The sequence below is a fragment of the Streptomyces sp. NPDC053541 genome (genome assembly GCF_044544705.1).
Classification (GTDB): Bacteria; Actinomycetota; Actinomycetes; order Streptomycetales; family Streptomycetaceae; genus Streptomyces.
In genome coordinates this window covers 505901-519553 of sequence record NZ_JBITXM010000003.1, presented here as the reverse complement: position 1 = coordinate 519553, position 13653 = coordinate 505901, and the positions used below count along the sequence as shown (strand labels likewise).

Below are 13653 nucleotides of genomic sequence, written 5' to 3'. Positions count from 1 at the left end.
ACATGAGCACGGGACGCACGAGCGGGGACACGGGGCGGGGCGGCGAGGAGCGGACCTTCGCGGCCCTGCCGCCCGCCGGGAGCGGGGCGTTCGCCCGCACCTGGTGGGGCCGGGCGTGGCTGAAGGCCCTGGAGGACACGGCGCTCGACGGTGCGCAGCTGAAGCGCGGCCGGCAGCACGCGCGGGCCGGGGCGGTCGGCGCGGTGTCGGTGCGGCCCGGCCGGATCACGGCCGTGGTGCAGGACCGGGACGGCACGGCGTACCGCAGCGACGTGCTGCTCCAGGAGCTGTCCGAGGACGCGTGGGACACCCTGGTCGACCTGGCCGTGGACAGCGCCGGGCACATCGCGGCGCTGCTCGACCGCGAGATGCCGCCGCACCTGGTGGAGGACGCGGCGGCGGCCGGGCTCGACCTGCTGCCGGGCATCGGCGACCTGGAGCCGGAGTGCGGCTGCGAGGCCTGGGACCACTGCCCGCACACCGCGGCCCTGTGCTACCAGGTGGCGCGGCTGCTGGACCAGGACCCGTTCGTGCTGCTGCTGATGCGGGGGCGCGGGGAGCGGGCGGTGATCGAGGCGCTGCAGGAGCGCAGCGCGGCGCGGCTCGCCGGTCCGGCGGACGGGCGCGGCACCGAGGACGGTGCGGAGCTCCGTACCGGCGGGCGGACGGGGGTGTCGGCGGCGGAGGCGTTCGCCGCGGGCGGGATCCTGCCGCCGCTGCCCGCGCCGCCGGTTCCGGCTGCGGAGCCGGGCGAACCGCCGTCCCTGGACACCGAGACCGAGCCGGAGCCGGGTCTCGACCCGGCGGCCCTGGAGTTCCTGGCGGCGGACGCGGCGGCCCGTGCCCACCGGCTGCTCAGCGGGGCGGCGGCGTTCGACGAGCCGGCGCTGACGCCGGAGCAGGACGCGGTGCGGCTCGCGGCCTGCTCCCCGCCGTCCTGGCTGGCCGCCCGGCTGGCGAGCGGCTCGGGCCGTTCGCGTGCCGAGCTCGACCTGGCGGTCCGGGCCTGGCGTGCCGGCGGCCGGGCCGGTCTCGCGGTCCTCGGCGAGGAGTGGACCCCCGGCCCGGAGGCGCTGCGCCGGGCCGAGACCCGGCTCGCGGAGGCCTGGGAGGCCGAGGACCGCCCCGTGCTCCACGCGTCGGGCCCGGCCCGCTGGGCCGTGGAGGGAGCGGGGCTTGAGCTGCGTCTGGGCGAGGACGGCCGCTGGTGGCCGTATCGCGAGACGTCCGCCGGCTGGTCCCCGGCGGGCCCGCCGGACCCGGACCCCGCGGCGGCGCTGGCCGGGGCGGAGGAACCGGCCTGACCCACGAGGCCGCCGGGTGTCGCCCCGCGGCTTCAGGTCGGCGGCTTCACCTCAGCGGGGCGGTGAGCTTCTGCCCGCTGTCCGAGGGGGCGGCCAGGCTGCAGGCGACGGTGTCCTCGCCGAGCAGATAGCTGGTGAGGTACGGGTACTGGACGAAGGTGGTCCAGCGGGTGCCGAGGGGCTGGGCGGCGGCTCTGGCGCGCAGCGGCGCCCGGCACAGGGCGGCCGCCGCGTCCCGTACGGCCTCCTCGTCCGCGTACCGGCCGGTGAGGCGGAGCCGGGCGACGAGTTCGGCGTCGTGCGGGGTGTCGCAGGCGCGGGGCACGACGGTCCCGGGCGCGTCCCGGTCGATGTCGAAGCAGTCGCCCACGCGCAGCGTGTCGTACGGGCGGGGCGCGGGCGCGGCGGTGCGGCGGGCCGCCGTGGTACGGGGCCGGGGGCTCGCGGTCGCGGTGGTGCGCGCGGTAGGGGCGGGCGAGCGGGTGGCGGCCGGGTGCGCGGGGCGGTCGCGGTCCGTGCCGGGCACGGCGGAGGGGCGGGTGCCGCGGGTCGGCGTGGGTTCGGGGGTGCGCGCGGCGGGCCGCCTGCCGGACCTGCCGGAGGCGGTGCCGGCCGGCGGGGCGGTGGTGGCGCCGGGCATCGCGCGGGCGGGGGTGGCGGGGCCGGCCGCGGTGCCGCGGGCGGGTCCGTCGGCGGCCGTGCCGGTGGTTCCGCCGCGTGCGGTGACGGCGACGGAGAGCGCCAGGACGGCCGCGAGCGCGGCGACCGGCAGGACGACGGCGCCCGGCCGTCTGGGCGGCCGGGCGTCGCGGGACGGGGTGTCCGTCGGCGGGTGGAGCATGGGATCCAGGGTCACCCGGCCGGGTCCACGGGGCGACCGTTACCGGTGGGTCGGGCGGCGCTCGTACAGAACCGTGACAATCCCGCGGCGTGGCCGTCACCCGCGCCGCGGCTCCGCGCCGCCTTGCTCCCCAAGGGTCCCGGTCCGTTCGGTATGTGCCGTTCAGCCCGTGACGAGGCCGAGCTGGCGCTCGGCGGCGTCGACGGTCTGGGCGAGCAGGACGGCGATGGTCATGGGGCCGACGCCGCCGGGGACGGGGGTGATGAGGGAGGCGCGCTCGGCGGCGCTGTCGAAGTCGACGTCGCCGACGTTGCCCGGGTTGTAGCCGGCGTCGATGACGACGGCGCCGGGCTTGATGTCCTCGCCCTTGATGAACTGCGGCTTGCCGACGGCGGCGACCAGGACGTCGGCCTCGCGGACGGCGGCGGAGAGGTCGGCGGTGCGGGAGTGGCAGTAGGTGACGGTGGCGTCGCGGCCGAGGAGCAGCAGGCCGGCCGGCTTGCCGAGGATGGCGCTGCGGCCGACGACGACGGCCCGCTTGCCGCTCAGCTCGACGTCGTACGCGTCGAGCAGCCGCATGATGCCGCCGGGGGTGCAGGACACGAAGCCGGGCAGGCCGAAGCCCATGGCGGCGAAGGAGGCCATGGTGACGCCGTCGACGTCCTTCTCCGGGGCGATGGCCTCGAAGGCGGCGCGCTCGTCGATGTGCGGGCCGACCGGGTGCTGGAGCAGGATGCCGTGCACCTCGGGGTCGGAAGAGAGCGCGGCGATGGCGGCGACGAGCTCCTCGGTGGTGGTCTCGGCGGGGAGTTCGACGTGCTGGGAGCGGATCCCGGCCTTGGCGCAGCGGTTCTGCTTCATCTTCACGTACGTGACGGAGGCCGGGTCGGCGCCGACGAGGACGGTGGCGAGGCAGGGGGTGGTGCCGGTGCGGCGGGTGATCTCGGCGGCGCGGGCGGCGGTCTCCTCGACCGTGCGGCGGGCGAGCGCGGTGCCGTCCATGAGGCGTGCGGTGCTGGTGGACATGGGCCACTCCTGAGCGTCGTCGTTGATCGTTCGACCGGTTCGTCGGTTGATCGCCCAGGCGCACGGCAGCGGCACGGTCGCGCGGGGTGCGCGTCCGCCGGGCCGCTCCCCGGTGGTGATCCACCTCAAGCGCCAGTCACGGCCCGCGGACCACTTTACGGGACGCCAGGGCGGCGGCGGTCGGCCAGGGCGCGGAGGCGGTTCCGTTCGGTGCGCTCCGGACGCTTGTCCGCGGGGCGGGCGCGCGTGACGATGGCGGGCACGGAGCGGACGACCTCGACGGGGAGGCCGAGTTGAGCGATGCGGCGGTGCCCGGGCGGGACGGTGCGGCGGTGCGGCGGGCGCACGAGGCCTTCACGGCCGGGGGCCCGCTCGCGGCGCCGCCGGGCGGTCCGCCGGTGCGGCCGCTGGTCGCGGAGTCGTGGCGGCGCTCGGCGCGGGCGCGGGTGAGCCCGGACGGCGCGGCGCGGGTGGAGCTGGACGAGGAGGAGCTGGCCGGGCACCGGGAGGGGCATCCGCTGGCGGCGGCGATGCCGGTGGTGCGGGAGCTGATGGGGGCGTACGCGCGGGACGGGGAGCATCTGCTCGCCGTGTGCGACGCGGCGGGCCGGATGCTGTGGGTGGAGGGGCATCCCCGGACGCTGCGGCGGGCGCAGGGCATGAACTTCGTCGCCGGGGCGCGCTGGTCGGAGGCGGCGGCGGGGACGAACGCGCCGGGGACGGCCATGGCGGTGGACCGGCCGGTGCAGGTGTGCGCGGCGGAGCACTTCCGGCGCCCGGTGCAGGCGTGGACCTGCGCGGCGGCACCGGTGCACGACCCGCACTCCGGGCGGCTGCTGGGCGCGGTGGACATCACCGGCGGTGCCGGCCTCGCGCATCCGCACAGCCTGGCGTTCGTACAGGCGGTGGCGCGGGCGGCGGAGTCGCAGCTGGCCCTGGTCTCCCCCGCCGCGGCGGGCCGGCGGCCGCGGCTCACCGCGCTCGGCCGGGACGAGGCGCTGTGGCAGGCGGCGGGGCGGCGGCTGCGGCTCGGCCGCCGGCACAGCGAGCTGCTGGTGCTCCTGGCGCACCGCCCGGAGGGCCTGTCCGGTGACGAGCTGCTCACGCTGCTGTACGAGGACGAGTCGGTCACCCCGGTCACGCTGCGGGCGGAGCTGTCCCGGCTGCGGGGCCTGCTCGGTCCGGAGCTGCTCGCCTCGCGTCCGTACCGTCTGACGGCCGAGGTCGACGCGGACTTCGCCGTGGTGGACCGGCGGCTGTCCTCGGGCGCGGTGGCGACGGCGCTCGGCGCGTACGCGGGCCCGCTGCTGCCGTCCTCGTGCGCTCCGGGGGTGGTACGGCTGCGGGAGCGGCTGGCCGGGCGGCTGCGGGCGGCCCTGGTGGACCGGGGTGATCCGGGGCTGCTCGCGGACTGGGCGTACAGCGCGTGGGGCGAGGACGACGTGGTGGTGTGGCGGGCGCTCGCCTCGGCCGTGCCGGCGGCGCAGGCGCCCGCGGTACGGGCGCGGCTCGCCGCCCTGGACGCGGAACTGTCGGCGGGTGCAACGGGGTTGCAACGTCGGGGCGCGCAGCATCGGCGGTGAACGCCGGCCGAGGGCGGCCGGCGCGGTCCGAGGGAGGTCCCGCCCATGACCCGTTACGCCGCACCCGGCACCGAGGGTTCGCTGATGTCCTACGCGAGCCGCTACGACCACTGGATCGGCGGGGAGTACGTGGCCCCGGCGGACGGCCGGTACTTCGAGAACCCGAGCCCGGTCGACGGCAAGCCGTTCACGGAGGTGGCCCGCGGCTCGGCGGAGGACGTGGAGCGGGCCCTGGACGCGGCGCACGCGGCGGCCCCGGCCTGGGGACGGACGGCGCCGGCCGAGCGGGCGCAGGTGCTGCTGCGGATCGCCGACCGGATGGAGGCCTCGTTGGAGGCGCTGGCGGTCGCGGAGAGCTGGGAGAACGGCAAGCCGGTCCGGGAGACCCTGGCCGCCGACATCCCGCTCGCCATCGACCACTTCCGCTACTTCGCGGGGGCGCTGCGGGCGCAGGAGGGCGCGCTGAGCGAGATCGACGAGGACACCGTGGCGTACCACTTCCACGAGCCGCTGGGGGTGGTCGCGCAGATCATCCCGTGGAACTTCCCGATCCTGATGGCGGTGTGGAAGCTGGCGCCGGCGCTGGCCGCGGGCAACGCGGTCGTCCTCAAGCCCGCCGAGCAGACGCCGGTGTCCGTGCACTACTGGATGAGCCTGGTGGCCGATCTGCTGCCGCCGGGCGTGGTGAACATCGTCAACGGCTTCGGCGAGGAGGCCGGGAAGCCGCTCGCCTCCTCGCCGCGGGTCGCGAAGATCGCCTTCACCGGCGAGACGGGCACGGGCCGGCTGATCATGGGCTATGCGGCGCAGAACCTGAAGCCGGTCACGCTGGAGCTGGGCGGCAAGTCGCCGAACATCTTCTTCGACGACGTGTCGGCGGCGGACGACGACTTCCGCGACAAGGCCCTGGAGGGCTTCACCATGTTCGCCCTGAACCAGGGCGAGGTCTGCACCTGCCCGTCCCGCGCCCTCGTGCAGCGCGGCCACTACCACGACTTCCTCCAGGCGGCGATCACCCGCACGGAGGCCATCGTGCCGGGCCACCCCCTGGACACCGCCACCATGATCGGCGCCCAGGCCTCCGCCGACCAGCTCGCCAAGATCCTCTCCTACCTGGAGATCGGCCGGCAGGAGGGCGCCAAGGTCCTGACGGGCGGTCAGCGCGTCGAGCACGGAGGCGAGCTGGCGGGCGGCTTCTACGTCGAGCCCACCATCTTCGAGGGCGACAACCGGATGCGCGTCTTCCAGGAGGAGATCTTCGGCCCCGTCGTCGCCGTCACCTCCTTCGCCGACCTCGACGACGCCGTCCGCACCGCGAACGACACCCTCTACGGCCTCGGCGCCGGCGTCTGGACCCGCGACACCACCACCGCCTACCGCGCGGGCCGCGCGATCCAGGCGGGCCGCGTCTGGACCAACTGCTACCACGCCTACCCGGCGCACGCCGCCTTCGGCGGCTACAAGCAGTCGGGGGTGGGCCGGGAGACGCACAAGATGATGCTGGAGCACTACCAGCAGACGAAGAACATCCTGCAGAGTTACAGTCCCAAGAAGCTCGGGTTCTTCTAGAGGCACGAAGAAGGCGCCGGACCTGGTCTTCCACCCGTCAGGCACCTCTCGTTCGCCCCAGGCGAGGAGAGGTCACCTCCACACCAAAACTCCCGGATTTCACTGGAGAGGGGAACAGTCCGGGTGTGGATATCCGCCCGACAGGTTGAGCCTTACCGGGGGCCCAGCCCTCCCGCTCGTAGAAGGCGACGGCGTCACGGGCGGCGACGGAACGCAGCAGCCGCCGCCGCGACGGCCCGGGCCGTCGCGGCGGCGGCCGGCAGCTCATCGGCGAGCCGCCTCAGACAACGACAGAGGCGGACACGGAACCGAGCGGCATACACCACTGAACCGGATCGAGGACCAGGGCCTGCTGTCGACCCGGAGGTGACGCGAAGGCGACGCGATCGATCCGACTCCATGGAGGAGCCAGGGACTCACTGGGTATTCGAGTGTCGCCGCAAGCCGACCCCGCACGCCGTCAGGCATGTTCATCGTGGACGCGGCGACATCGCGGTGCGTCAGTGCCGGCAGGACGGCCGGACGTGGAGCAGCTCGGTCCGCAGTACGGGTGTGCCGTCGACCGGTGCCGGGTTCTCCGCGGTCGGCTCGATGCCTCCGGCGGCGACCTTGTCGAGTGTCGCCAGACCGGCGGGGCCGACCGTGCCGAACACCGTGTAGTTCGGTCGCAGTGCGGAGTCGCCGTAGACGACGAAGAACTGTGAGCCGTTCGTGTTCGGGCCGGCGTTGGCCATCGCCAGCAGGCCGCGCCCGTAGAGCCGGCGCGCGCCCGTGGGATCGGTGGCTGCGGGCGGCAGGTCCACCGGCAGTTCGTCCTTGTACTTGTACCCGGGCCCGCCCTCACCGGTGCCGGTCGGGTCGCCGCACTGCAAGACCTTCAGCGTCGGGTACGCCGTCAGGCGGTGGCACACCGTACGGTCGTAGAAACCGTGCCGCGTCAGGTGCAGGAAACTCTGGACCGTGCACGGCGCCTTGGCCCGGTCCAAGCGCAGCGGAAGCGGGCCCTGACTGGTCGGAACAGCCAAGTCGACCGTGCCATGAGCAGGGGTGCGCCGTGGGTCGGGCGGCAGCGGAACATTGCGCGCCGGCGGCTCGTCCGGGGTCTGGGTGTACTGGCAGGGACCGTGCGTGGTGCGCGGTGGAGCGCTGTCGGAAGCGGTGGCGACACTCCCCCCGGACATCACCAACGCCGCGGCCGCGAATGCACTGATCAGCGCTCGTCTCATCCTGCACGCCCTCCTGATGATCTCCAGGTCTTGGAGCGGTCGCAGTCTAGGGCGTGGCGTGGCCTGCGGGAGTGGGATTTCCGGCCGATCGGCGTGACCAGAGCCCCGTCATTCAGGCGAGACGTTGGCCTCTCCGGGACCGCTGGAGTCCGTACCGAATCGACGGCAACGTGGAATACCCGCGAGTGAGGGGAACAACGGTGCCCTGTCGCGGGGCCCGGGAAGGCGCCGCCGTCGGTCCGGGTCGGCACATATCCAGCACTCGCCTAGCGCTCCGCGCCTCAGACCCGTCCCCGACGGAGCCATGGCGCAGCCGACCCATCCCGCCGCAGGCGCAGACCCTCCTTCCGGAGCCATGCCCAGCTACGGGTCATCCCGTTCGCCGGGCGCCGGCTGAACTTGCCAGGAGCCGGTCCCGAACGCACAACAACACGGGAGGCATCTGGTGCTGATCGCGGCGCTGTTCCGGGCCGGCGGGCGACAGGGCGCGGGATCCACGAGGTCGAGCGCGTAGACAGGTCAGCCCGGAAGAGCGCCTTCCGCCTACCCCGCTGATGGTGGCCGCCGAGCAGTGGCCCGACCCGTGGTTCGATCCCCGGGAGCTCACAGCGCCCGTCGGCGGCGGGCTACGGGGCCGTCAGAAGCCCCGTCCCATCGGCCGGATATGGTCGATGCCTTCTTGCGGACCGGTCCTACGCTGGAGGCATGGCCACCGATCCAGCGCTGAGACAAGGCCCCGATTCGACGGAGCTGGTCCTGCGCGCCGGCCCGACCGGGCCGGTGTGGAACGCGCTGACCTCGGCGGGGCCGGCGCTGCTCGTTCCCCTCGCCTTGGGCGTGCCGACCCTGATCGTCGCCTTCTGGATGGCGCTGGCCGGAGCGCGGGCGTCGACCGTGTTCGTGGTGGTGGGGGTCATCGTCGGGCTGGAGTACCTGATCGGTTGGCCGGTGCTGGCCTCGTCCCGGGCCCGGGACATCCTGCGGGTGGAGTTCACACCGGCCGGGGTGCCCGCGTCCCTGCGGCTGGTCCGGGCCGCCGGGCCGGACGCCTGGCTGCCCGTCGAGGCCCTGGGCCAGGTGTGGCTGACGCACAAGGTGGTGGAGCCGTACCAGGGGGACTACAAGCCGGCCGTCTCCACCCTCACGCTGGAACTCGCCCTACAGGGCACCCGGGAGCGCCTCATGCTCCCGTTCGGCGGCGACCCGCAGCGGCTCACCGCCGCGTTGAAGGCGCTGCTCGGACCGGCGGGGGTCATGGTGGTGCTGCGCACCGAGCGCAGCACGCGCGATCGGCCTCGGTCCCACTCCGGCTGGACTTCTGGTGGTTCGGCCTCGGTCGGCTCGGGCAGCGGCTGACCCCGAACCGCCCGTGGCTCTCCCCGGCCGGGAGTGCCCACCGACTGCCGGCCCGGGCCTTGGTGATGGCGGGGTGTTGCCGGCGGACTCTGGCCGGGAGTGGGGTGTCGGCGGCGGAGTCGTGGACGCCGGCGGCGGAGACGGTCACGGCCGGCAGGAGTCCCCGCGTCGGTGACGATGTGCCGCTTGCGCCCGACGATTCTCTTGGCCTGGTCGATGCCTTGGCCGGCCAGGCGGACGGCGGCGGCGCCCCCTTTCTGACGCACCCTGACGTGGAGCGCCGGCCCGGCTGTGAGAAATCGGTCCCGCGCCCCGTCCCGAGCGCCCGGAAGGCGACGGAGCCGGCCTGCTCCCCTTCGCGTACATCGAGGGGACCGGCGCCTCTCCTGGGCGGCTGACGGGCCGTCGGGCGCCAGAGGCGCGTCCCGAGCCGTCCCGAATCCCGCGCATGCCGCGGACCGCCGGCCCACGCGGTTGTCGGCGGTGCCCGGTCCGTGCAGATCGGACTGATGGTCGGAGAACTCACTCCTTCCGGTAGCGGCGACCGCCTCACCGTCACGGCTCTTTCCCAGCACGGTTGTGCAGGAGCACTCACTGAGCCGGGTCCGGACCGACGGGCCACATCACGAGACAGGTGACGAACATGCGTACCGAGGCCGCCAAGCGAGTCGAGTTGGTCTTCTCCCTCTTCGACGCCAACGGCAACGGAGTCATCGACTCCGACGACTTCGACCTCATGACGGGACGCGTCCTGGAGGCGGCGGTCGCATCGGACGCCGGTGCCAAGGAGGCCATCCGGAAGGCGTTCCGCCAGTGGTGGACGACTCTGGCCACCGAGCTGGACGCCAACGGCGACGGCGTGGTCACCCTCGACGAGTTCCGCCCCTTCGTGCTCGACCCCCAGCGTTTCGGCCCCACGGTCAGCCAGTTCGCCGAGGCACTCTCCGCACTCGGCGACCCGGACGGAGACGGCCTGATCGAGCGCCCGCTCTTCCTGTCGCTGATGACGGCGATCGGCTTCGAAGAGGCGAACATCCACGCGCTCTTCGACGCCTTCGGCCCCGACGCCGAGGACCGCATCACCGTGGCCACGTGGGCGACCGGCATCGAGGACTACTACGCGCCGGACCTGGCCGGGATTCCCGGTGACCGGCTGGTGGGCGCTCCGGCCGTCTGACACTGCCCGGTCACGCGCCCGTCCCGGGGCGGCGCCGGCCGCCCCGGGACGGGCGTCGGATCGCCGGGCGTCACGGCCCGGGCTTGTGGGCGAAGACCCACCGGTTCCCCTCCAAGGCGTCGTTCGCCTCGGGAAGGGGACCGCGTCCGTGCCGGCGGCTGAAGTCAAAGGGCGTGCGGGTCGACGTGGACCATCCCCGGGCCGTCAGGTGCCCCGCCGAGTCGGGGCGCGGTCCCAGGTCGAAGAGGTCGAGCAGATCGATGCCGATCTGCTCCCGCGTCGCCGTGTAGATCGCGCTGTCGCGGTACGCCAGCAGGTCCTTCTCCAGTTTGGCCTCGAAGGCCAGGGCGCTGCCCCCGGTGGTCAGCCGGTCCACCGTGTCGATGAGGTGCGTCTCGACGGGCCCCGGCAGGTAGAAGAGCAGCCCCTCGGCCAGCCAGACGCTCGGTACGGCCGGGTCGAAGCCGGCGGAGGTCAGCGCCGTCGCCCAGTCCTCGCGCAGGTCGACCGGTACGGGGACGCGCTTCGCCCTCGGGGCGGCCGACAGGTCCGTGAGCACCTGCCGCTTGAAGGCCAGCACACCCGCCCTGTCGATCTCGAAGACCACGCAGTCGGACGGCAGGTCGAGGCGGAAGGCACGCGTGTCCAACCCCGCTCCCAACAGGACGACTTGTCGGGCGCCGTCGTGTACCGACCCGAGCACGAAGTCGTCGAGGACCCGGGTCCGCAGCCCGAAGTAGCGGGCGAACCTGCCCCACAGCGGGTTCTCGTCCCCTTCCGGAACCTGCCCGATGCGTACCGGCCAGTCCGCGCACGCCGCGGCCGCGCGCACGAAGTGTTCGGCGTGGACGTCCTGGGCGAGGCTGTCGCGGCGGTGGGTCTCGATCGCCCGGGCCGCGGCGACCAGGAGCGCGGTCAGCCCCACCCCGCCGTCCACGCCCTCCGCGTCGGCCTGCCGAGCCGCTGTCGCGGCCCCGTCTCCTCCGGTGGCGGGACGGGCGGACTCCTCGGTGGTGAAGGCCTCGCTCATCGCTCTCCTCTTTCCGGTCTTTCCGGTCTTTCCGGCAGCAGGACGGGTTTGACCACGCGCCCGCCGTCACAGTCGCGTTCGGCCTCGTTGATGTCGGCCAGCGGGTAGGTGCGGATCAGCTGGTCGAAGGGGAAGCGGCCGGCCTGCCACAGCCCGATCAGCCGGGGTATCAGCAGACCGGGTACCGCGTCACCCTCGCAGATGTGGCGGATGCTTCGGCCCCGGTCGAGCGTGCCCGGTTCGAGCGGCAGTGGGGTGTGGAGGCGTGCCACGAGGCCGAGGGCGCCGGTGGGGCGCAGTGCTCGGAGCGCGTCGTTGATGAGTGGGGCCGAGGCCGTGGTGTCGAGGGCGTACTGGGCTCCGCCGTCGGTCAGTCGCCGGATCCGTTCGGCCAGTCCGCGCGTTCCGGCGGCCAGCGGGGTCGCGCCGAACCGTTCGGCCAGATCGAGGCGCTCGGGTTGCCGGTCGACGGCCACCGTCCGCGTGCCGGCGGCGGTGGCCGCCATCACGGCGGCCAGTCCCACTGCTCCCGCGCCGAGGACCACGAGGGTGTCGCCGGGTCCTGCCGCGAAGGTGTTCAGTACGGCTCCGGCACCGGTGAGGAAGCCGCAGCCGAGCGGCCCGAGCAGTTCGAGTGGCAGGGCCGGGTCGACCCGTACGGCGTTGCGGGCCGGGACGAGCGCGTACGCGGCGAAGGAGGACTGGCCGAACCACCGTGGAGCCAGCGCTCTTCCGGTCGCGTCGGTGAGCCGTGGTGGTTCCTCCTCGCGCCCGCCGAAGAGATTGAGGGAGGCGAAGGAGTCGCAGTAGGCGGGGGAGGCGGCGCGGCAGTTCCCGCAGTGTCCGCAGGAGTCGAAGCTCAGGACGGCGTGGTCGCCGACGGCGAGCCCGTCGGCGGGGTCGCCGCCGGTCGCCACCACGACCCCTGCTCCCTCGTGGCCGAGGACCGCCGGCAGCGGGCTGCGGCCCGCCGATCGGCGTACCGCGAGATCGGTTCGGCACATCCCCGCTCCCGCGATCTCGACGAGGATCTCGCCCGGGCCGGGCTCCGTGCACAGGGCCACTTCCTCGACCGTGAACGGGTCCTCGTACGAGCGCAGTACGGCCGCCTGGAACCTCCTCGTCACGTCTCCTCCTCCCACGGGCGATGGACGACGAACGGCCGCAGGTTGCCGTAGAGGCCCCACGGTCCGCCCGCGACACCGACGCCGCTGTCCTTGGCTCCCGCGAAGGGCTGGCCGAGGGAGAGTTCGGCGTGGTGGTTGATCCAGGCCGTCCCGCATTCGAGCCGGTCGGCCACCGCCTCGGCCCGGTCGAGATCGGTGCCCCAGACGGAGCCGCCGAGGCCGAAGCCGGTGCCGTTGGCCGCGGTGAGTGCCTCGTCGAGGTTGCGGTACGGCAGTACCGGCAGGACGGGTCCGAACTGTTCCTCGGTCACCACCGGGCTGTCGGGCGGGACGTCGGTGAGGATCGTGGGAGCGAAGAAGTAGCCCGCTCCGTCGAGTCGACGGCCGCCGGCCGCGGCCCGGGCGCCGGCCGCCAGGGCCTGCCGCGTGACCTGCTCGACCCGGGCCAGCTGGGGAGCGTTGTTGACCGGACCGATCCGGGTGTCCGGGTCGAGTCCGGATCCGACCGCGACGGTCTTCGCGCGCTGGGCGAGGGCTTCGACGACCTCGGCGTGGATCCGGGCGGGGGCGTAGACGCGTTTGACCGCCATGCAGACCTGTCCACAGTTGCGGAACGCTGCCCAGAACAGCCGGTCCGCGATCCGGTCGACGCCGACGTCGTCCAGGAGGACGGCGGCGTCGTTGCCGCCCAGTTCCAGGGTGACCCGGGCGAGCGAGGCCGCCGCGGCCTCGGCGACGGCCCGACCGGTGGGCACCGAGCCGGTGAAGGTGACGTGGCGGATGCCCGGGTGACCGGCGAGACGGGCGCCGAGGGGTTCACGGCCGGTGACGACGGTCAGGACGTCGTCGGGCAGGACGGTGGCGAGGACGGAGCCGAGCAGCCGGGTGGCGAGCGGGGTGTGGGGGGACGGTTTGAGGACCACGGTGTTGCCGGCCGCGAGCGCGGGCGCGATCTTCGCCGCCGCGAGCTGGATCGGGAAGTTCCACGGCACGATCGCGGCGACGGGCCCGACGGACCGCCAGCGGACCTCGCTGTGCACGGGTCGGCCGTCGTCGATGCGGTGGGTCCTGGGGGCCAGGTCGGCGAAGTAACGCAGCCGGGCCCCCGTACGGGCGATCTCGGCGTACGACTCGGCCAGGGGCTTGCCCTGTTCGCGCGTGAGCAGCCGGGCGAGGGCATCGCCGGCCGTTTCCACGGCGTCGGCGGCGGCGCGCAGGGCAGTCGTACGGGCGGCGGGGTCGGAGCGCCAGCCGTGCCAGGCCCGCCGGGCCCGGGCGACCACCTCGTCCAGCTCCTCCGGCCTCTGGTCGGGGGCCTCGTCGAACGGCTCCCCGGTGGCCGGGTCGACGACGGCGAGGCGTGCGGCACGCGGCCCGGGGACACGAGCGGCTTCCGGTGTCGGCATTCCGGTGG

At 74.3% G+C, this 13653-nt stretch carries 11 protein-coding genes and 1 riboswitch; of the genes, 5 read left to right on the top strand and 6 right to left on the bottom strand.

Going from position 1 to position 13653, the window contains the following annotated elements:
- Positions 1-2: 2 nt before the first annotated feature.
- Positions 3-1304 (top strand): SWF or SNF family helicase, encoded by a 1302-nt coding sequence (locus tag ACIGW2_RS09530; protein WP_399842429.1) that lies wholly within the window; start codon positions 3-5, stop codon positions 1302-1304.
- 46 nt (positions 1305-1350) lie between these two features.
- Here the strand turns inward: ACIGW2_RS09530 and ACIGW2_RS09525 are convergent, their stop codons facing one another.
- Together ACIGW2_RS09525 and ACIGW2_RS09520 are read right to left on the bottom strand one after the other, a co-directional pair.
- Positions 1351-2145: a hypothetical protein gene (locus ACIGW2_RS09525; protein WP_399842426.1), complete on the bottom strand. Its 795-nt coding sequence runs from the start codon at positions 2143-2145 to the stop codon at positions 1351-1353.
- 162 nt (positions 2146-2307) lie between these two features.
- A complete protein-coding gene (locus ACIGW2_RS09520; RefSeq protein WP_399842424.1) occupies positions 2308-3171 on the bottom strand; it encodes a bifunctional 5,10-methylenetetrahydrofolate dehydrogenase/5,10-methenyltetrahydrofolate cyclohydrolase in 864 nt (287 codons plus the stop codon).
- Positions 3172-3216: 45 nt separating this feature from the next.
- Positions 3217-3321, bottom strand: a riboswitch (ZMP/ZTP riboswitch).
- Positions 3322-3464: 143 nt separating this feature from the next.
- Here ACIGW2_RS09520 and ACIGW2_RS09515 point away from each other — a divergent pair.
- Complete coding sequence (locus ACIGW2_RS09515; protein WP_399842421.1) at positions 3465-4754, top strand: GAF domain-containing protein; 1290 nt, start codon at positions 3465-3467, stop codon at positions 4752-4754.
- Positions 4755-4799: 45 nt separating this feature from the next.
- Positions 4800-6323: an aldehyde dehydrogenase family protein gene (locus ACIGW2_RS09510; protein WP_391651923.1), complete on the top strand. Its 1524-nt coding sequence runs from the start codon at positions 4800-4802 to the stop codon at positions 6321-6323.
- A gap of 500 nt (positions 6324-6823) precedes the next feature.
- On the opposite strand, the gene ACIGW2_RS09505 is transcribed toward ACIGW2_RS09510, so the two are convergent.
- Positions 6824-7549 (bottom strand): peptidylprolyl isomerase, encoded by a 726-nt coding sequence (locus tag ACIGW2_RS09505; protein WP_356074390.1) that lies wholly within the window; start codon positions 7547-7549, stop codon positions 6824-6826.
- Between the two features lie 705 nt (positions 7550-8254).
- On the opposite strand from ACIGW2_RS09505, the gene ACIGW2_RS09500 reads away from it, so the two are divergent.
- Both ACIGW2_RS09500 and ACIGW2_RS09495 read left to right on the top strand, forming a co-directional pair.
- Positions 8255-8905, top strand: a complete 651-nt coding sequence (locus ACIGW2_RS09500) for a hypothetical protein (RefSeq protein ID WP_399842417.1) — start codon at positions 8255-8257, stop codon at positions 8903-8905.
- A 643-nt stretch (positions 8906-9548) separates the two neighbouring features.
- A complete protein-coding gene (locus ACIGW2_RS09495) occupies positions 9549-10082 on the top strand; it encodes an EF-hand domain-containing protein (RefSeq protein WP_399842414.1) in 534 nt (177 codons plus the stop codon).
- Positions 10083-10152: 70 nt separating this feature from the next.
- Here the strand turns inward: ACIGW2_RS09495 and ACIGW2_RS09490 are convergent, their stop codons facing one another.
- The 3 genes from ACIGW2_RS09490 to ACIGW2_RS09480 are packed head-to-tail and all read right to left on the bottom strand — an operon-like array spanning position 10153 to position 13645.
- Positions 10153-11112 carry a class I SAM-dependent methyltransferase gene (locus tag ACIGW2_RS09490; RefSeq protein WP_399842411.1) on the bottom strand — a complete coding sequence of 320 codons (960 nt, stop codon included), beginning with the start codon at positions 11110-11112 and terminating at the stop codon, positions 10153-10155.
- A complete protein-coding gene (locus tag ACIGW2_RS09485; RefSeq protein ID WP_399842409.1) occupies positions 11109-12239 on the bottom strand; it encodes an NAD(P)-dependent alcohol dehydrogenase in 1131 nt (376 codons plus the stop codon). Before ACIGW2_RS09485 ends, ACIGW2_RS09490 begins: the two co-directional genes overlap by 4 nt.
- On the bottom strand, positions 12236-13645 hold the full coding sequence (locus ACIGW2_RS09480; protein WP_391651928.1) for an aldehyde dehydrogenase family protein: 1410 nt from the start codon (positions 13643-13645) through the stop codon (positions 12236-12238). The genes ACIGW2_RS09485 and ACIGW2_RS09480 overlap by 4 nt, the downstream gene beginning before the upstream one ends.
- Positions 13646-13653: the final 8 nt, after the last annotated feature.